The 18,123-nt window shown below is 67.0% G+C and carries 19 protein-coding genes; 12 read left to right on the plus strand and 7 right to left on the minus strand.

All coding sequences use genetic code 11. The annotated features are described in order from the left end of the window. Positions 1 to 78: 78 nt before the first annotated feature. Positions 79 to 813 carry a 16S rRNA (uracil(1498)-N(3))-methyltransferase gene (locus VA603_RS14410; RefSeq protein ID WP_132865303.1) on the minus strand — a complete coding sequence of 245 codons (735 nt, stop codon included), beginning with the start codon at positions 811 to 813 and terminating at the stop codon, positions 79 to 81. Positions 814 to 937: 124 nt separating this feature from the next. On the opposite strand from VA603_RS14410, the gene nudE reads away from it, so the two are divergent. From nudE to VA603_RS14460, 10 genes are all read left to right on the plus strand, one after another. Beyond that, positions 938 to 1,486: an ADP compounds hydrolase NudE gene (gene nudE, locus VA603_RS14415; RefSeq protein WP_132865302.1), complete on the plus strand. Its 549-nt coding sequence runs from the start codon at positions 938 to 940 to the stop codon at positions 1,484 to 1,486. Next, positions 1,483 to 2,289 carry a 3'(2'),5'-bisphosphate nucleotidase CysQ gene (gene cysQ / locus VA603_RS14420; RefSeq protein ID WP_323439264.1) on the plus strand — a complete coding sequence of 269 codons (807 nt, stop codon included), beginning with the start codon at positions 1,483 to 1,485 and terminating at the stop codon, positions 2,287 to 2,289. The genes nudE and cysQ overlap by 4 nt, the downstream gene beginning before the upstream one ends. 67 nt (positions 2,290 to 2,356) lie before the next feature. After that, complete coding sequence (mazG, locus tag VA603_RS14425) at positions 2,357 to 3,175, plus strand: nucleoside triphosphate pyrophosphohydrolase (protein WP_323439265.1); 819 nt, start codon at positions 2,357 to 2,359, stop codon at positions 3,173 to 3,175. Beyond that, positions 3,172 to 3,495, plus strand: coding sequence for a YnfA family protein (locus tag VA603_RS14430; protein ID WP_313251747.1), 324 nt, complete (start codon positions 3,172 to 3,174; stop codon positions 3,493 to 3,495). The genes mazG and VA603_RS14430 overlap by 4 nt, the downstream gene beginning before the upstream one ends. 38 nt (positions 3,496 to 3,533) lie before the next feature. Further along, positions 3,534 to 3,836, plus strand: coding sequence for an Mpo1-like protein (locus tag VA603_RS14435; RefSeq protein ID WP_132865298.1), 303 nt, complete (start codon positions 3,534 to 3,536; stop codon positions 3,834 to 3,836). Positions 3,837 to 3,889: 53 nt separating this feature from the next. Continuing rightward, on the plus strand, positions 3,890 to 4,861 hold the full coding sequence (locus tag VA603_RS14440) for an SPFH domain-containing protein (protein WP_132865297.1): 972 nt from the start codon (positions 3,890 to 3,892) through the stop codon (positions 4,859 to 4,861). A 3-nt stretch (positions 4,862 to 4,864) separates the two neighbouring features. After that, a complete protein-coding gene (locus tag VA603_RS14445) occupies positions 4,865 to 5,296 on the plus strand; it encodes an NfeD family protein (RefSeq protein ID WP_132865296.1) in 432 nt (143 codons plus the stop codon). A gap of 88 nt (positions 5,297 to 5,384) precedes the next feature. Further along, entirely contained in the window at positions 5,385 to 6,491 is a 1,107-nt protein-coding gene (gcvT, locus tag VA603_RS14450) for a glycine cleavage system aminomethyltransferase GcvT (protein WP_323439266.1), read from the plus strand. Positions 6,492 to 6,581: 90 nt separating this feature from the next. Further along, positions 6,582 to 6,977, plus strand: coding sequence for a glycine cleavage system protein GcvH (gene gcvH / locus VA603_RS14455; RefSeq protein WP_132865294.1), 396 nt, complete (start codon positions 6,582 to 6,584; stop codon positions 6,975 to 6,977). Positions 6,978 to 7,781: 804 nt separating this feature from the next. Beyond that, complete coding sequence (locus VA603_RS14460) at positions 7,782 to 8,285, plus strand: histidine biosynthesis protein HisIE (RefSeq protein ID WP_132865293.1); 504 nt, start codon at positions 7,782 to 7,784, stop codon at positions 8,283 to 8,285. Between the two features lie 282 nt (positions 8,286 to 8,567). Here the strand turns inward: VA603_RS14460 and VA603_RS14465 are convergent, their stop codons facing one another. Continuing rightward, positions 8,568 to 9,980, minus strand: a complete 1,413-nt coding sequence (locus tag VA603_RS14465; RefSeq protein WP_192287404.1) for a serine hydrolase domain-containing protein — start codon at positions 9,978 to 9,980, stop codon at positions 8,568 to 8,570. 212 nt (positions 9,981 to 10,192) lie between these two features. Continuing rightward, positions 10,193 to 11,776, minus strand: a complete 1,584-nt coding sequence (locus VA603_RS14470; protein WP_323439267.1) for a GMC family oxidoreductase — start codon at positions 11,774 to 11,776, stop codon at positions 10,193 to 10,195. A gap of 166 nt (positions 11,777 to 11,942) precedes the next feature. Between VA603_RS14470 and VA603_RS14475 the strand changes: the two genes are divergently transcribed. Beyond that, on the plus strand, positions 11,943 to 13,268 hold the full coding sequence (locus tag VA603_RS14475) for an NTP/NDP exchange transporter (RefSeq protein ID WP_323439268.1): 1,326 nt from the start codon (positions 11,943 to 11,945) through the stop codon (positions 13,266 to 13,268). Positions 13,269 to 13,319: 51 nt separating this feature from the next. Further along, a complete protein-coding gene (locus VA603_RS14480; RefSeq protein ID WP_323439269.1) occupies positions 13,320 to 13,667 on the plus strand; it encodes a DUF1304 domain-containing protein in 348 nt (115 codons plus the stop codon). Positions 13,668 to 13,696: 29 nt separating this feature from the next. Here the strand turns inward: VA603_RS14480 and VA603_RS14485 are convergent, their stop codons facing one another. From VA603_RS14485 to VA603_RS14500, 4 genes are all read right to left on the minus strand, one after another. Beyond that, positions 13,697 to 14,101 carry a hypothetical protein gene (locus VA603_RS14485; RefSeq protein ID WP_323439270.1) on the minus strand — a complete coding sequence of 135 codons (405 nt, stop codon included), beginning with the start codon at positions 14,099 to 14,101 and terminating at the stop codon, positions 13,697 to 13,699. Between the two features lie 6 nt (positions 14,102 to 14,107). Then, positions 14,108 to 14,587 carry a hotdog fold domain-containing protein gene (locus tag VA603_RS14490; RefSeq protein WP_323439271.1) on the minus strand — a complete coding sequence of 160 codons (480 nt, stop codon included), beginning with the start codon at positions 14,585 to 14,587 and terminating at the stop codon, positions 14,108 to 14,110. A gap of 64 nt (positions 14,588 to 14,651) precedes the next feature. Then, the gene (locus tag VA603_RS14495) at positions 14,652 to 17,126 is read right to left on the minus strand and encodes an acyl-CoA dehydrogenase (protein WP_313251730.1); all 2,475 of its coding nucleotides are present in this window, start codon (positions 17,124 to 17,126) and stop codon (positions 14,652 to 14,654) included. Beyond that, positions 17,123 to 18,031, minus strand: coding sequence for an alpha/beta fold hydrolase (locus VA603_RS14500; RefSeq protein ID WP_323439272.1), 909 nt, complete (start codon positions 18,029 to 18,031; stop codon positions 17,123 to 17,125). Before VA603_RS14500 ends, VA603_RS14495 begins: the two co-directional genes overlap by 4 nt. Between the last annotated feature and the right edge of the window lie 92 nt (positions 18,032 to 18,123).

The raw sequence follows: 18,123 nt of genomic DNA on the forward strand, positions 1-18,123 counted from the left end.
GGCTTTTTTTTTTATCTGTCACCAGCCTGTGCGGCCGCGACCGCCTGCCGGGCCACTCCTGCGTGCACCCGGCAACGCTCAGAGATCGCCCAGCTTCGCCTGCAATGCGGCGATGGCCGCCAGCCCCGCGGTTTCGGTGCGCAGGATGCGCGGGCCGAGCTGCAGGCCCTGGAAGCCGGCATCGGCCAGTTGCTGGCGGTCACGGGGCGACCAGCCGCCTTCCGGACCGATCGCGATCACCACGCCATTGGCCGGTGCCGCCTCCAGCGTGGCAAGGCGATGCTCGCCCTGCGGGTCCAACGTCAGTCGCAGGGTCTGGAGCGGCAAGGCCGCGGCCGCGGCGGCCAATGACAGCGGTGCGTCGATCCGGGGAATCCGTGCGCGCCCGGATTGCCCGCAGGCCGAGCCAACCACGCTGCGCCAGTGCGCCAGCCGTTTCTCGGCGCGCGCCGCATCCAGCTTCACCTCGGTGCGCTCGGCATTGACCGGCAGGATCCGGCTCACGCCCAGTTCGGTGGCCTTCTGCAGGATCAGGTCCATCTTCTCGCCGCGCGCGATGCCCTGCAGCAGGGTGATCGTCAGCGGCGATTCGTTGTCCAGTGCGTCGGAGCGGTCGACATGCACCTGCACCTCGCGCTTGCCGATGCTGCTCACCGTGGCGGCGTAATCGTGGCCGTCACCGTTGAACAGCACGCAGCCTTCGCCTTCGCGCAGGCGCATCACCCGCACCAGGTGATTGGCGGCCTCTTCGGGCAGCGACAGGGTCTGGCCCACCTGCAGTGGCAGGTCAACGGGGCAACGGGTCAGGCGCATCGGGGGACCTCGCAATGGCGGGTCGGCGGGAAAGGGGCCGGGTCTGCTAGCATTTCAGGCTCATGAGAACGTATCTGCCAATGCGCATTCTATCGATCCTCCGCATTCGTGCCGGGGCCCACGCATGAGCCGCCGGTTGCCGCAGATCCACAAGGTGGTCGAGCAGGACATTGGTCCGTTCCGCCAGGAACAGCTGGACCTGGAGTTTTCCAACGGTGAACGCCGCCACTTCCAGCGGCTGGTGAGCCGTGGGCATGGCGCGGTGGTGGTGGTGCCGATGCTGGACGCCGAGACCGTGCTGCTGGTGCGCGAGTACGCCGCCGGCCTGCACCGCTACGAACTGGGCTTGGTCAAGGGCCGCATCGATGCCGGCGAAACCCCTGAACAGGCCGCCGACCGCGAGCTGAAGGAAGAAGCCGGCTACGGCGCGCGCAAGGTCGAGGTCCTGCGTGCGATGACATTGGCACCGACCTACATGAGCCACGCGTCCTGGCTGGTGCTGGCGCGTGACCTGTACCCGGAACGGCTGGCCGGGGATGAGCCGGAGGAGCTGGAAGTGGTGCCGTGGAAGCTGGCTGAGCTGGACCAGCTGATGCTGCGCGAGGACTTCTCCGAAGGCCGTTCGCTGGCGGCCTTGTTCATCGCCCGCGAGTGGCTGGGGAAGCAGGCATGAGCGGGCTGGACCGTTTGCAGCGCGAGGCGGTGATCGACATTGCCCAGCGTGCGGGCGTGGCGATCATGCAGGTCTACGCCAATGGCTTCGATATCGAACGCAAGGACGATGACAGCCCGGTCACCACCGCCGACTTGGCCGCACACCGGCTGATCGTCGACGGCCTGGCGGCACTGACGCCCGACATCCCGGTGCTGTCCGAGGAGTCGGCGCAGCTGCCGTGGGAAACCCGTCGGCAGTGGTCGCGCTACTGGCTGGTCGACCCGCTCGATGGCACCCGCGAATTCATCAAGCGCAATGGCGAGTTCAGCGTGAACATCGCGCTGATCGTCGATGGCCACGCGGTGTTCGGCGTGGTGCAGGCGCCGGTGACCGGCGTGGTATGGCACGCAATGCGTGGCGACAGGGCCTATCGCCGGGAGAACGGGCAGGACGAGGTGATCATCACCCGCGTGCCGCCGGCGCTGCCGTTGCGTGTGGCCGCCAGCCGTTCGCATCGCAGCGGCCGCACCGCGTTGCTGCTGCAGCGCATGGGCGAGATCGAGATGGTCGCGCAGGGCTCGTCACTGAAGTTCTGTCGCATCGCCGAGGGCACGCTGGACGTGTACCCGCGGCTGGGACCGACCAGTGAATGGGACACGGCCGCCGGGCAGTGCGTGCTGGAGGCCGCCGGAGGCGTGCTGCTGGCCGCCGACAGCGGCGCACCGTTCCAGTACAACCAGCGGCCGCGTCTGCTCAATGGCGACTTCGTCGCGTTGGGGGATGCCTCGCTGCCGTGGCAGGACTGGGTGGCCGGGCTCTGAGCCCGCTGCCTGCATGCTGATCCGCGCCGGCCGAAGCCGGCGCTTTGTTGATGAGGGCACCACCGACATGTCCGGGCGCAACGACATCCAGACGCTGTTGAACATCATGGCGCGCCTGCGTGATCCGGACGGCGGCTGTCCGTGGGACCTGCAGCAGGACTTCGCCAGCATCGCGCCGTACACCGTCGAGGAAGCCTACGAGGTGGCCGATGCGATCGATCGCAACGACCTGGACGACCTGAAGGACGAACTCGGCGACCTGCTGCTGCAGGTGGTGTTCCACGCGCAGATGGCCAGCGAGCAGGGGGCGTTCGACTTCGGTGACGTGGTGGCCTCGATCAGCGACAAGATGGTCCGCCGCCATCCGCACATCTTCGCCGACGCCCGCGTTGCCGGTGCCGGCGATGTCAGTGCCAATTGGGAACAGATCAAGCGCGCCGAGCGTGCCGCCCGGGGCGAGACCGATGATTCGGCGCTGGCCGGCATCTCGCGTGGCCTGCCGGAATGGCAACGGGCGACCAAGCTGCAGTCGCGTGCCGCGCGCACCGGCTTCGACTGGCCCGACCCGGTGCCGGTGCTGGACAAGCTGCGCGAGGAGGTGGATGAGGTGCAGGCCGAGTTCGCCGCCGGGCCGGTCGATGCCAATCAGGCGCGCCTGCAGGAGGAGATCGGCGACGTGCTGTTCGTCTGCGCCAACCTCGCGCGGCACGCGCGCGTCGATGTCGGCACCGCGTTGCGCCAGGCCAACCTCAAGTTCGAGCGCCGCTTCCGCGCGATGGAAGCGCACGCGCGGGCACGCGGCGGTGCCATGCAGGACCTGGACCTGGCGCAGCAGGAAGCACTGTGGCGGCAGGTGAAGGACGAGGAAAAGGGCACGGCGAGATGAAGACGGCGTTGCTGTTCCTGTTGACCGCGGTGGCCGAGATCGTCGGCTGCTACCTGCCGTGGTTGTGGCTGCGCAGACAGGGTAGTCCCTGGCTGCTGCTGCCGGCGGCGGCGAGTCTGGCGCTGTTTGCCTGGTTGCTGACCTTGCACCCCACCGCCAGCGGGCGCGTCTATGCGGCCTACGGCGGCGTCTATGTGTGCGTGGCGCTGCTGTGGCTGTGGCTGGTGGACGCGGTGCGGCCGAGCCGCTGGGACCTGCTGGGCGGTGGCCTGTGCCTGCTCGGCATGGCCGTGATCATGTTCGCGCCACGCGCCGACTGAAGGTTCTATCCTGCGCGCGGGAACCCCGGGAGCAGGCCATGTCGCGTTTCAGCAGTTTCCGCCAGTTCTACCCGTACTACCTGCAGGAGCACCGCAACCGCACCTGCCGCCGGCTGCACTTCATCGGCAGCTGGGGCGTGCTCGGCTGCCTGGCGCTGGCCATGTGGCAGCAGCAATGGGGCTGGTTGCTGGCCGCGCTGCTGTGCGGCTACGGCTTCGCCTGGGTGGGGCACTTCTTTTTCGAGAAGAACCGCCCGGCCACCTTCAGCCATCCGTTCTATTCCTTCGCCGGCGACTGGGTGATGTTCGCCGACATCCTGCGCGGGCGCCTGCCGCTGTAACCGGCGGGGCTGTGGCTATACTCGCCCCATCACACAGGCTCGGGAGAGGGCAAATGGGCGGCGGAGCAGGGTTTCTCGCGTTGGTCGTGGCGGTGGCAGGCATCATCGTCCTGTTCAAGACCGTGCGCATGGTGCCGCAGGGCTACGAGTGGACGGTCGAGCGCTTCGGCAGGTACACCCACACGATGACCCCCGGCCTGCACTTCCTGTTTCCGGTGGTGTACGGGGTGGGGCGCAAGGTCAACATGATGGAGCAGGTGCTGGACGTCCCCAGCCAGGACGTGATCACCAAGGACAACGCGGTCGTGCGCGTGGATGGGGTGGTGTTCTTCCAGGTGCTGGACGCGGCCAAGGCGGCCTATGAAGTGGCCAACCTGGAAGTGGCGATGATCGCCCTGGTCCAGACCAACATCCGCACCGTGATCGGTTCGATGGACCTGGACGAATCGCTGAGCCAGCGCGAGACCATCAACGCCAAGCTGCTCAACGTCGTTGACCACGCCACCAACCCGTGGGGCGTGAAGGTCACCCGCATCGAGATCAAGGACATCCAGCCGCCGACGAACCTGGTGCAGTCGATGCAGCAGCAGAAGATGGCCGAGCAGAACAAGCGCGCCGCGGTGCTGGAAGCCGAAGGCGTCCGCCAGTCGGAGATCCTGCGCGCCGAAGGCCAGAAGCAGGCCGCGGTGCTGGAGGCCGAGGGCCGCAAGGAGGCCGCCTTCCGCGATGCCGAGGCCCGCGAGCGCCTGGCCGAGGCCGAAGCCAAGGCGACCACGATGGTGTCCGACGCCATCGCCAACGGCAACGTGCAGGCGATCAACTACTTCGTCGCGCAGAAGTACGTGGAGGCCTTCGCCGAACTGGCCAACTCGCCGAACCAGAAGCTGGTGCTGATGCCGATGGAGGCTTCCGGCGTGATCGGTTCGATCGCCGGCGTCGCTGAATTGGCCAGGGAGGCGTTCGGCCGCCAGGACGAGCGCAAGCCGGCACCGGCACGCGGCAACCCGCCGCCGCTGGAGCGCTGAGCCATGCGCTGGGAAGTCATTGCGTGGGCGGCGCTGGCGGTGGTGCTGTTCGCCGCCGAAGCGTTGCTCCCCGGCGCATTCATGCTGTGGATGGGCATCGCCGCGGCGGTGGTGTTCGCGCTGGTGTGGCTGTTCGATGGCATGAGCCTGCTGCTGCAGGTGGTGCTGTTCGTGGTGTTGAGCTTCGTCTCCATCCAGGTCTACCGCACCTGGTTCCGCAAGGCGGCTCGGCAGAGCGACCAGCCACTGCTCAACCGCCGCGCCGAGCAGCTGGTCGGGCGCGTGGTGGTGCTCGAACAGGCCATCGTCGATGGCAGCGGGCGGGCCAAGGTCGACGATGCGCTTTGGGTGGTGGCCGGGCCGGACCTGCCGGTGGACAGCCGCGTGCGCGTGGTGGCGGTGGACGGCATGACCCTGAAGGTGCAGCCGGCCTGAGTGCCGGCGGTGCCGTCGTGTGGCGGTGCCGCAGGTTTTAAATGGTGCCATCTGGGATAATGCCGCACCTCTTTTACGTGGAACGGCCATGACCCAGAAAACCCAGCTCAACGACACCCACCGCTCGCTCGGCGCCAAGATGGTCGACTTCGGCGGCTGGGACATGCCGATCCACTACGGCTCGCAGATCGATGAGCATCACTTGGTCCGCACCGCGGCCGGCATGTTCGACGTCAGCCACATGACCGTGGTCGACCTGAAGGGTGCGCGCACCCGTGAGTTCCTGCGCCACCTGCTGGCCAACTCCATCGACAAGCTCAAGGTCAGCGGCAAGGCGCTGTACTCCTGCATGCTCAACCCGCAGGGCGGGGTGATCGACGACCTGATCGTCTACTTCCTGGGCGAGGACTTCTTCCGCATGGTGGTCAACGCCTCCACCCGCGAGAAGGACCTGGCCTGGATCCGCCAGCAGGCCGCCGCGTTCGGCGTGGAGGTGATCGAGCGCGAAGAGCTGGCGATCGTCGCCGTGCAGGGGCCGCAGGCGCGTGCGCTGGTCGCCGGGCTGGTGGCCGAGGCCGACCGCGCCGCGCTGGACAAGCTGGCACGTTTCGCCGCGCTGGAGGTCACCTCCAGCGCCGGCGTGAAACTGTTCGTCGCACGTACCGGCTACACCGGCGAGGACGGCTACGAAGTGCTGTTGCCGCAGGACCAGGTCGTCGCGTTCTGGAACGCGCTGCTGGCCGCCGGCGTGAAGCCGGCCGGCCTGGGCGCGCGTGACACGCTGCGCCTGGAAGCGGGCATGAACCTCTATGGCCAGGACATGGACGAAACCGTCAGCCCGTTCGAGGCGGCGCTGGCCTGGACCGTCAGCCTGGACGAAGGCCGCGACTTCATCGGCCGCCCGGTGCTTGAGGCGCAGAAGGCCGCCGGCAACGCGCGCCAGATGATCGGCCTGGTGATGGACGAGAAGGGCGTGCTGCGCCATGGCCAGAAGGTGCTCACCGCCAATGGCGAGGGCGAGATCCTGTCCGGTACCTTCTCGCCGACGCTGGGCAAGGCGATCGCCTTCGCCCGCGTGCCGGCCGGCGTGCCGGGCGAGGTGCGCGTGGACATCCGTGGCAAGGAAGTGCCGGTGCGGGTGGTGAAGTTCCCGTTCGTGCGCGACGGCCAGGCGCAAGCCGGCATCAACCTCTGATTTTTTGCCTGACCGGACCGGGCACCACCGCGTGCCCGGTTCGTTAAACTAGTGTTCCATCCCGACCACCGCTTTTTTCGGAGCAGTTCCATGAGCGAGATCCCTGGCGACCTCAAATTCCTCAAGTCCCACGAGTGGGCCCGTACCGAAGGTAACGGCCGCGTCACCGTCGGCATTTCCGACCATGCCCAAGGTCTGCTGGGCGACCTGGTGTACGTCGAGCTGCCGGCTGTCGGCGACAGCGTGCAGGTAGGCGTCGGCGCCGCCGTGGTTGAATCGGTCAAGGCGGCATCGGATGTCTACAGCCCGGTGTCCGGTACCGTCGTGGAGGTCAACGAAGCGCTGACCGACAAGCCGGAAACCATCAACGAAGACGCTTACGGCGACGGCTGGCTGTTCGTCGTCGAGTTGTCCGAGCCGGAGCAGTTGAACGACCTGCTCGGTCCGGACGACTACGCCGAGATGCTGGAGAACGAGGACCACTGAGTCCGTTCCGCATCGACGAGACGGCCGCCGAGAGGCGGCCGTTTTTGTTTGCGCCGATGTCAGCGCCGCGTGATGACGTGGACGCAGGGCAAGTGTTCGGCGCCGGACGGCGACATGCTCGACCGGCATCAACACATGCGCGCGACGGTGCGAACGGTTGCCGCCAAGGCGGCGAAGGGTGCAAAAAATTCTGCGCAAAATGTCCGTCGCGCTGAACAAAGGATCACCACCGGCTGAATTTTTTTTTGCTGCCGGGCGGGTGTCGGCCGAGCGTCGCCGGCACCCCGCAAGGTGTCGGCGTCGATGCTGCACGCATGCATGCGTTGCCGCATGCGTGAAACGAAAAGTGCGTTTTTCCCGATGTTTTTTGCATTCGTGTTTTTCGCGGCCGCCTTGGGTGCGATCGATGGGCGGGTGCCTGCGGTGCCGGAAGGCCGGTGGCGGCGGAGGCGTGGCGCGGGTGCTCCCCGAAAATTTTTTGAAAAGACAGTTGACAGTAAAAAAAACCGTGATTAGGTTTCGCCCAGCAGACCTTTCCTGCGGAAGCGAGTGAGCCGGATCAACATTCAGACGCGAAGCACAACTTGGACGTCCGCCAGGATTCTCTCGATGGTGGAGCAGGACTCGCTTCCTTCCGCGAAACACCCCCCGAACAAGACATGGCACCCGTGGCGGGAATCGTTGCGGGTGTTTCTGTATCCGTCACGACGCGCCTGACGCGTCGTCGGTCCTCCGCGGATCCAACCGCGGGTTTGCTTCAACTGGGCATTTCAATTCCATAGATCACTGACGAGGAGCCATACAATGGCCACGAAAAAAGCTGCTAAGAAGCCGGCCGCCAAGAAGGCGGTGAAGAAAGTCGCCAAGAAAGCTGCCGTGAAGAAGGTTGCCAAGAAGGCAACCGCCAAGAAGGCAGTGAAGAAGGTCGCCAAGAAGGCCACCGCCAAGAAGGCTGTCAAGAAGACCGCCAAGAAGGCAGTGAAGAAGGTCGCCAAGAAGGCAACCGCCAAGAAGGCAGTGAAGAAGACTGCCAAGAAGGCTGCTGCCAAGAAGACCGTCAAGAAGGTTGCCAAGAAGGCCGCCGCCAAGAAGGCGGTGAAGAAGGTTGCCAAGAAGGCAACTGCCAAGAAGGCCGTCAAGAAGGTTGCCAAGAAGGCCACCGCCAAGAAGGCCGTGAAGAAGACCGTCAAGAAGGCCGCCGCCAAGAAGCCGGCTGCCAAGAAGGTTGCTGCCAAGAAGAAGCCGGCCGCTCGCAAGAAGAAGGCCGCTCCGGTCGCCCTGCCGGCAACCCCGGCACCGCTGATCTGATCCAAGCTCGGTAGCTGTACCTGAGACTCCTTCCCCGACTGCCCAGCGGGGAGGGAGTTTTTTTATGCGCGACGTTCACCCCGTAGGAGCGGCCTTGGCCGCGAAGCCGATACCCAGCCGGGCGTAGGCGTGATTTGGTGGCCGCTCGTTGTGCGGGTGACGGATGTACTGCCGGCAACTGCGGGATTGGTCGCGGTGGTGCCGGCTTCGCGGCTGATGCCGCCCCTGCGAAAAAAGAAGGGCGGCCATTGGCCGCCCTCGGGTGTTGCACGAATGTCGGTATCAGCGTGGCGAGGCGTTGGCGCGCTCGGACGAGGCGCCCTTCTTGCCGCTGCGTGCCGGGGCACTGTCCTCGGCCATCAGGTTGTCGCTGCCGAAGTCGGTGTCCACGTCGAGCCAACGCTGTGTCGGCAGGCCGATGGCACGGTCCAGGATGGTCGGCATCATGCCGCTGGGCAGGCTGCTCTCGCCGTTCCACATGATGGCGATGCCCAGGTCGCGCTCGGGCAGCAACGCGACCAGTCCGCGATAGCCCTGCACCGCACCGGCATGGAACACCACCTGGTGCCCGGAGTAGTCGAACACGCGCCAACCCAGTGCATAGCCGGCCGAGGACAGGCGCTGGTGACGCCAGCCCGAACGCATCTCGCCGGGCGTGTTGACCAGCGGTGCATGCAGGGTGGCCAGCAACGGCGCCGGCAGTACGTCCGGACGGTGGCCGGTGTGGGCCAGCAGCCACTGCGCCATGTCACTGGCGCTGGCGTTGACGCCTGCCGCCGGAGCCACGCGGTAGTAAGTGGGCTTGGGGCTCAGCGACACCCAGCCATTGCGGCTGCGCACGTGCGGGCGCGCCCAGCGCGAGCTGGCCTGGATGCCGGCCAGGCCGAGGCTGGCATCGTTCATGCCCAGCGGCTTGAGGATGCGCTTCTCCACCGCCTGCTCGTAGAAGTTGCCCGAGGCGGCGAACACCACGTCGCCGACCAGGCTGAAGGCGACGTTCTGGTAGGCGTAGCAATCACCCGGCTCGCAGCGCAGTGGCGCGCTGGCCAGCTTCTGGGTCAGCGTGTAGTAATCGGCATTGGCTTCGACGTCGCGGTCGTAGGCGTTGTAGGTGAGGCCGACACGATGGCTCAGCACGTCGGCGACGGTGAGCTTGCTGGTGGCCTCCGGCGTGGACAGGCGGAAGCCGGGTACGTAATCGGTGACCTTGCTGTCCCAGCGCAGCGTGCCGTCGTTGACCAGCAGGCCGGCCATGGTGCCGGCGAAGGCCTTGGACAGCGAGGCCAGGCGGAACACGGTGTGCGCATCGACCGGCTGCGGGTTGCTGATGTCGGTGACGCCGTAGCCACGCGCCGACAGGATGCGGCCGTCCTGCACGATCGCCATCGCCATGCCCGGCACGCGGTTGCCGTAGGTCAACTGCTCGGCCAGCGATTCGATGGCAGCGACGTTGAAATCGGCGGGCAACGGTTGCACCTGGTCCGGCCGCAGGGCGACGCGATAGGGCATCGGCTGGGTCGGCGATTGGGCGGGGGCGTTCTCAAGGTTCACCGGCAGGGCGGCCGGCGCTGCCGCGGCGGGCAGGCTGTCGTGGGTCGGCGTCTGTGCCGTCGAAGACAATGCGAAGGGCATCAACACCCCGAGCAACCCCGATGCCACCGGACGGATACGCCGGCGATTGTTGTTCTCTTTCATCGTGATGGATGCCTGTTGGTTACAGCTGCCAGCGATTCTAGCGCCGCTTTTCCTGATTGCACAAACAAGAAGAGGATGAATGGGCATCATGTTGAAATCGCTGATTTTTCTTTAAGCCGGCAGCAGGGTTCGGGACCGTCCGCTGGATCGCCGGGGCCATGCAAAGCTGACTGCGCTGCAAAGCGTGATGCCTGCCACGAAGCGATGGCCTCTCAGCCCCGGATCAGGGCAGCGGCGCGCTCGGCGATCATGATGGTCGGGGCGTTGGTGTTGCCGCTGACCAGCGTGGGCATGACCGAGGCATCGATGACCCGCAGCCCGTCGATGCCGCGTACCCGTAGCTGCGGATCGACAACGGCGGTGGCGTCGCTGCCCATCCGGCAGGTGCCGATGGGGTGATAGATGGTTTCGGCCTTGGCGCGGATGAAGGCCTCCAGCCCGGCGTCGTCCAGGTCCTCGCGCTCGGGGAACAGCGGCGCCCTGCGCCAGCGATCGAACGCGGGCTGGCGCAGGATGTCCCGGCTCAGCCGTGCGGCCTCGATCATCATCTTCAGGTCGAAGCCCCCGGCATCCCCCAGGTAGTTGGCGTGGATGCGCGCCGGCGCACGCGGGTCGCTGCTGGCCAGGCCGATGTGGCCGCGGCTGCGCGGATGCAGGTAGCAGGCGTGCAGGGTGTAGCCGTCGCCGGGCAGGCGGTGGCGGCCGTGGTCATCGAGCATCGCCGGGACGAAGTGGAACTGGATGTCGGCGCGTTCGTCGGGGGCGTAGCGGCTGCGGACGAAGCCGCCGGCCTCGGCCACGTTGCTGGTGCCGGCGCCACGCCGGCCGCGCAGGAAGTAGTCGAAGCCGATCTTCAGTTCGCTGGCGCGGTCGTAGCTGACGCCGGGCACGGTGCGGTAGAGCGTGCAGATGTCCAGGTGATCCTGCAGGTTGGCGCCAACGCCGGGCTGGTCCAGGTGCACGTCGATGCCGTGGCCGCGCAGGTGGTCGGCCGGGCCGATGCCGGACAGCATCAACAACTGCGGCGAGTTGATCGCACCGGCACTGAGCAGTACCTCGCCGCTGGCGCGCAGGTGCCGGCGTTGCCCGCCGACGCGCAGCACCACGCCGGTCGCGCGGGCGTCGTCGATCTGCACGCGCTCGACCTGCGCGCCGGTGAGCACCTGCAGGTTGGGGCGCTGGCGCACGGGCGTGAGGTAGGCCGCGGCGGAGGAGCAACGGGCACCGTCCTTCTGGGTGACCTGGTACAGGCCGACCCCCAATTGGTCAGGACCATTGAAGTCCTCGTTGAGCGCATGGCCGGCCTGCTGCCCGGCCAGCAGGAAGGCATGGCTCAGTGGGTTGACGTGGCGCAGGTCGGCCACCTGCAGCGGGCCGTCGGCACCGTGCAGGGCATCGGCACCGCGGCGGTTGCCCTCGCTGCGCCGGAACCAGGGCAGCACGCTGTCCCAGTCCCAGCCGGTGGCACCGGCCTGTGCCCAGCGGTCGTAGTCGCCGCGCACGCCGCGCACGTAGCACATGGCGTTGATCGAACTGGAACCGCCCAGCACCTTGCCGCGTGGCCACCACAGCCGGCGCTGGTTCAAGCCCGGCTCCGGCTCGGTGTCGTAGCTCCAGTTGACCCGGCGGTTGCGGACCAGCCGCGCGATGCCGGCGGGCATGTGGATCAATGGGTTCCAGTCACGCGGGCCGGCTTCGACCAGCAGCACCCGCCGCTGCGGGTCGGCGCTGAGCCGGTTGGCCAGCACGCAACCGGCCGAGCCGGCACCGACGATGATGTAGTCGAATTCCTTCACGGTATTCCCCCTGCTCGAGCGTTGCAGGATAGGGCCTGCGACAACTGTCTGGCAGCACGTCCGGCGCACTGGCGATGTTGCAGTGCATTAGATAACGTACGCGCACCGTATCCCCCGGAGTACCCATGCCGTCGTCCCACTGCCACCTGTGCGCCCGGGGTGCTGCATGAGCGTTGCCGGCCGTACCTCCCTGTCGCGATTGACCCAGGCGCTGCGCGAGTCGCCGGCGCTGTGGTGGTCGTTCCTGTACTTCTTCTGCCTGCTCAGCGGCTACTACGTGCTGCGCCCGGTGCGTGAGGCCATGGCGGCCTCGGCCGACCTGCAGACGATCTTCCCGGCATCGCTGATTGCCTGGTTCGACGCGCACGGCATGCCGCTGAAGGACTTCACCCTGCAGTTCCTGTTCACCTGCGTGTTCCTGATCATGCTGGTGATGCAACCGCTGTATGGCTGGGTGGTCAGTCGCTTCCCGCGACGGGTGTTCCTGCCTGCGGTGTATGGCTTCTTCATCGCCACGCTGCTGGGCTTCTACGTGATGTTCAACAGCGGCGTGCCGGGGCGGGGGATGGCGTTCTTCTTCTGGATCACCGTGTTCAACCTGTTTGCGGTGGCGGTGTTCTGGAGCTTCATGGCCGACGTGTTCTCCAACGCGCAGGCACGCGCCTACTACGGCTACATCGGCGCCGCGGGCACGGTCGGCGCCTTCCTGGGCCCGATCATCACCAGTTCGCTGGTGCAGCGGGTGGGCATCGCCAACCTGATGCTGGTGTCGGCCGGCTTCCTGCTGGTCTGCGTACTGTGCATCTGGCAGTTGCGGCCCTGGGCGGTGCAGCGCGAGCGCGAGCAACGCCTGGTCGATGGCGAGAAGCCCATGGGCGGCAGCGTACTCGACGGCCTGAAGCTGATCGCACGCGAACCGCTGCTGCGCTGGCTGGCCTTGATGGTGGTGTTCGGCGTGGGCGTGGGCACGATGCTGTACAACGAACAGGCGGCCATCGCGCGGCGGATGATCACCGACCCGGCCGCCAGCACCGCGTTCTATTCGCGCATCGACCTGGCGGTGAACGCATTGACCCTGATCGTGCAACTGGGCCTGACCCGCTGGCTGCTGTCGCGCTTCGGCATTGCCCCGGCGCTGCTGATCCCGGGCTTTGCCATCATCATCGGTTTCTCGGTGCTGGCCGCTTCACCATTGCCACTGATGGTGGCGGTGGTGCAGGTGATGACCCGCGCCAGCGAGTTTTCGCTGGGCAAGCCGGCGCGCGAGACGATCTATACGCGCGTGGACCGGCAATGGCGCTACAAGGCCGGTGCGGCGATCGACACGGTGGTCTACCGGGGCGCCGACCTGACCTTCGCCTGGGTCCACAAGGGACTTTCGCTGTTCGGCTCGCACCTGGTGTTCGCCGGCGGCACGCTGGTGGCAGTATTGATGACCCTGTCGGCGCTGGGCGTGTTGCGCGAGGAAAAGAAGCTGCCGCGCGATCGTTGAATGCGGCGGCGTGTCCCCCCTGTCTTTGTTGGCCTGAAGGAAACAACGCCCATGTCCCTGCTCGCGCTGCTGCTGACCATGCTGGTCGCACTCCTGCACGTGTACTTCCTGGTGCTGGAGATGTTCCTGTGGACGCGCCCGCTGGGGCTCAAGACATTCCGCAACACGCCGCAGAAGGCGGAGACGACCCGCGTGCTGGCGGCCAACCAGGGCTTGTACAACGGCTTCCTCGCCGCTGGGATCATCGCCGGCCTGGCACTGGGACAACCGGTGCTGGTGACGTTCTCGTTGGTCTGCGTGGTGGTGGCCGGTGCCTATGGCGCGTGGAGCGTCAGCCCGCGCATTTTCCCTATCCAGGCCGTGCCGGCGATTCTCGCACTGGTGTTGCGGGCGCTCTGACGCCAGCGCGCGCTGGCAAGCGCAGCCGCTCAGTGGCTGATGGCGCGCATGAAGCCCAGCCACATCGGCACGGCATGCAGCACCGCGCCCAGCACGAAAAGGCCGGTCAGCAGGTGCACGCGCCAGTCGTTGATGCGCAGGAAGACGAACTGTTCAATCGTCCGACCCAGCCAGAACACCGCCATGAAGCACAGCAGGACCACCCCCAGGCGCGTGTCGACCAGGTCCGAGGTGAAGGCCAGCGCGATCACCCCCATTCCCAGGAACACGTAGATCACGCGCAGGTTGAGGATCTGCAGGATCGCGCGGTTGGCGGTGCTGAGCTGGGCGAGCTCGCGCTTCCAGCCGAACAACCGCCAGAACGCCAGATGGAAGGCGGCAAACCCCAGGCTGTGAACGCCTGCCAGGCGCACCAATAGTTCGGCGGTCGTCATGGGGGATCAGCCTGTGCGAGGAGGGCGCGGCGACACCCACATCGCGATGGTCGCATGGAACACCTCGGTCCCTGCCGCATCGGTCACGCTGACCTTCACCGGCAGGTCGTAGCCGTCCGCGGCGCTGACGATGGGCAGCATGGGCGTCGCCACGGCCTTCAGTACGCCCAGGGCCTTGGCCTGGTACTTCACCTCCATGCCCTTGGGGATCCAGCGCATGTCCGCCGGCAGGCTGGCGTCCACCATCACCCCGCCGACCAGCTCGGCCAGGTTGCACATCGCGATCGCATGCACGGTGCCGATGTGGTTGCTGATGCGGCGGCGCTGGCGGATCACACCCTCGCAGCGGCCTGGCTCCAGCGCGGTGATGGTGGGAGAGATGCTGGCGAAGTAGGGGGCCTTGAAGCACACCGCGCGCGTGAACAGCCAGTGCCCGGCGGGCCAGCGGGTGAAGCGGCGGTACAGCGAAAGCAGCGGAGCGGTCATGGGAGCTTCCTGATATGAAAACGGCGGGCACCAGGCCCGCCGTCGTTGTCGCATTGTCGCTGGCTTAGGCGGCCTGCTGCGGGCGCTGCTTGCCCGGCAGGTCGTAGTAGCCGGCCGAACGCAGTTCGTGCGGATCGAAGTCGTCCACGGTGATCGTGTCCATGGTGAGTTCGCGCAGCTCTTCCAGCAGCTTGCGCTCGTCCTGGGTGATCACGCCCTCGGCCACGGCCTCGTCCAGCTGGGTGGCGAAGGTCAGTGCCTCGATGCCCTTGGTCTTGAGCGCCTTGAGGAACTTGCGCTCCACCGGCTCGGCCATGATCGCCTTGGACAGGTAGCTGTTGATGCGGCCACCCGGGTTGTTCTCGCACGGGGTCAGGAACACGCCGTGGGCCAGGCGGTCACGGGCCTCGCCCGGTGCCATCAGGGTGGCGGCGACGCGGCGGCTCAGGCGGTCGCCCGGTGCCTCGGCGCGGCGGCCGAACGGGAAGATCAGGGCCCACATCAGCCAGCCAATCGGACGGATCGGGAAGTTGCGCAGGGCAGCGGACAGCGATTCCTCGATCTTGTGCACGCTGTCGTGGAAGGCCCAGGCCAGCAGCGGCTGGTCGGCCTGCGGTGCGCCTTCGTCGTGGTAGCGCTTGAGCATGGCGCTGGTCATGTAGATGTGGCTGAGCACATCCCCCAGGCGGCCGGACAGCGACTCCTTGAACTTCAGCTTGCCGCCCAGCGTCATCATCGAGATGTCGGCCATCAGCGCCAGGTTGGCCGAGTAGCGGTCCAGCTTGCGGAAATAGCGGCGGGTGTAGGCGTCACCGGGGGCCGCGCCGAAGCGGGCGCCGGTCAGGCCGAACCACAGCGAGCGCACGGCGTTGGAGATGCCGAAGCGGACATGGCCGAACAGGGCCTGGTCGAACTCGCGCAGGCCGGCCTTGCGGTCCTCGTCCTGGGCGGCCTTCATTTCCTTGAGCACCCACGGGTGGCAGAGGATCGCGCCCTGGCCGAAGATCAGCAGCGAGCGGGTCATGATGTTGGCGCCTTCCACCGTGATGGCGATCGGCGCGGCCTGCCAGCTGCGGCCGGCGAAGTTGCGCGGCCCCAGGATGATGCCCTTGCCGCCGATCACGTCCATCACGTCGGAAATGACTTCGCGGCTCATGTTGGTGCAGTGGTACTTGGCAATCGCCGACGGCACCGACGGCACGTCGCCACGGTCAACCGCCGCGGCGGTGGCCTGCGACAGCGCGCTGATCTTGTAGGCCTTGCCGCCGATGCGCGCCAGCGCCTCTTCCACGCCTTCGAAGCGGCCGACCGACAGGCCGAACTGCTTGCGGATGCGCGCGTAGGCACCGGTCACCACCGCGCCTGCCTTGGCGCCGCCCGAAGCGGTCGAGGGCAGGGTAATGGAGCGGCCCACGGCCAGGCACTCGTTGAGCATGTTCCAGCCCAGGCCGCGCTTCTCGGCGCCGCCGATCAGCTGGGTCAGCGGGATGAAGACATCCTTGCCGCGGATCGGGCCGTTCTGGAACGTGGAGTTCAGCGGGAAGTGGCGGCGGCCGATCTCCACGCCGGCGGTGTCACGCGGCAGCAGCGCCAGGGTGATGCCGATGTCCTTGGTGTCGCCGAGCAGGCCGTCCGGGTCATACATGCGGAAGGCCATGCCGATCAGCGTGGCCACCGGGGCCAGGGTGATGTAGCGCTTGTCGAAGGTCAGCTTGACGCCCAGCACGTCCTCGCCCTTCCACTGGCCCTTGCAGACGATGCCGAAGTCGGGGATGGAGGTGGCGTCGGAGCCGGCGAACGGGCCGGTCAGGCCGAAGCACGGTACTTCCTGGCCGATCGCTAGGCGCGGCAGGTAGTAATCCTTCTGTTCCTTGGTGCCGTAGTGGTTGAGCAGTTCACCCGGGCCCAGCGAGTTGGGCACGCCGACGGTGGAGCTGACCACGCTCGAAACCGACGCCAGCTTCTGGATCACCTTGTGGTGGGCCAGCGCGCTGAAGCCCAGGCCGCCGTATTCCTTCGGGATGATCATGCCGAAGAACCGGTTCTTCTTGATGTAGTCCCACAGCTCCGGCGGCAGGTCGGCGTGGACGTGGGTGATCTCGAAGTCGTTGACCATCCGGCACAGTTCCTCGACCGGGCCATCCAGGAAGGCCTGTTCCTCGTCGGTGAGCTGCGGCTTGGGATAGTTGAGCAGGATGTTCCAGTCCGGGTCACCGGTGAACAGCTCGCCCTCGAAGCCGACCGAGCCGGTTTCCAGCGCGATGCGCTCGGTCTTGGACAGCGGCGGCAACACCTTGCGGAACACGCCCATGAACGGGGCGGTGATCAGCGGCTTGCGCAGGAACGGCAGCAGCACCGGCACGCTGACCAGGGCCAGGATCGCGGCGGCCACGAGGATGGCGGTCTGGTGGACGCCGGCGAACCAGCAGATGCCCAGCAGCACCGCGCTGATGGCGGTCCAGATGACCAGCCGCATGCGGTGGTAGGCGACGAAGGCGCCTGCGAGCAGCAGGGCCAGGAAGGGGACGACGATGCTCATTGGCTTGCTCCGGTAACGTGCTCGGTTCGGGCGGACGCTGCGGCAGAAGGCAGTGCGTCCAGATAGTTCAACACGGCGGCGGTAAACGCGTTGTTGTCATCGCCGGCGACCATGTGGGTGGCCTCGGGCAGATGCACGTGCTGCGCATGCGGCACCAGTGTCATGAATTCCTCGACGGTCTGCGGCGAGACCAGGTCGCTGCGGCCGCCGCTGATCAGCAGCAACGGGCACTGCACGCGCCGCGCCGCATCGGCGATGGCGTCCTGGTGCTGCTCGCTGTCGCGGGCCAGTTCCTGGACCAGGCGCGGATCCCAGTGCCAGCTCCAGCGGCCGTCGGTGGTGGGGCGCAACAGCGCGCGTAGTGCATCCTCGCTCTTGCGCGGGCGGTGCGGCATGTAGGTGGCGATGCTGTCGGCGGCGGCTTCCAGCGAGGCGAAGCCCTCCGGATGCGCGCTCATGAAGGCCAGGATGCGCTCCACGCCGCGGGTTTCCCAGCGGGGGGTGATGTCCACCAGCACCATTGCCGAGAACAGCCCCGGCCAACGGGCTTCGGCCATCAGGCCGAACAGCCCCCCCATCGAGGCGGCGACCAGCACCGGCGGGCGGCTCAGCTCGCCGGCCACCACGATCAGGTCGTCGGTGAACTGTTCGCCGTGATAGGGCAGGTCGGCGGCGTTCCAGTCCGAGCCGCCATGGCCGCGGGCGTCGTGGCTGAGCGCGGCATAGCCGGCCGCGTTGAGGGCCTCGGCGGTGCAGGTCCAGGCGCCACGGGTCTGGCCGAAGCCATGCGCGAACAGGATCGGCGGGCGCTTGCCGGGCCAGCGCGTGGCCGCCAGGGTCGCGCCGTGGGCGCCATCCAGGCGGATGTCTTCGCTGCGCGACGGGGAAGAGGGCATGTTGACCATACCCGATGGTATGGATTGCGTGCGATGACTGTCAATACCCTTCGGTATGGAAGCCGGTTATCCCGCGGTGACGGGCTTTCCGGGGACCGGCC

Origin of the sequence: Stenotrophomonas capsici, assembly GCF_034961085.1 — a bacterium.
Taxonomy (GTDB): domain Bacteria; phylum Pseudomonadota; class Gammaproteobacteria; order Xanthomonadales; family Xanthomonadaceae; genus Stenotrophomonas; species Stenotrophomonas capsici.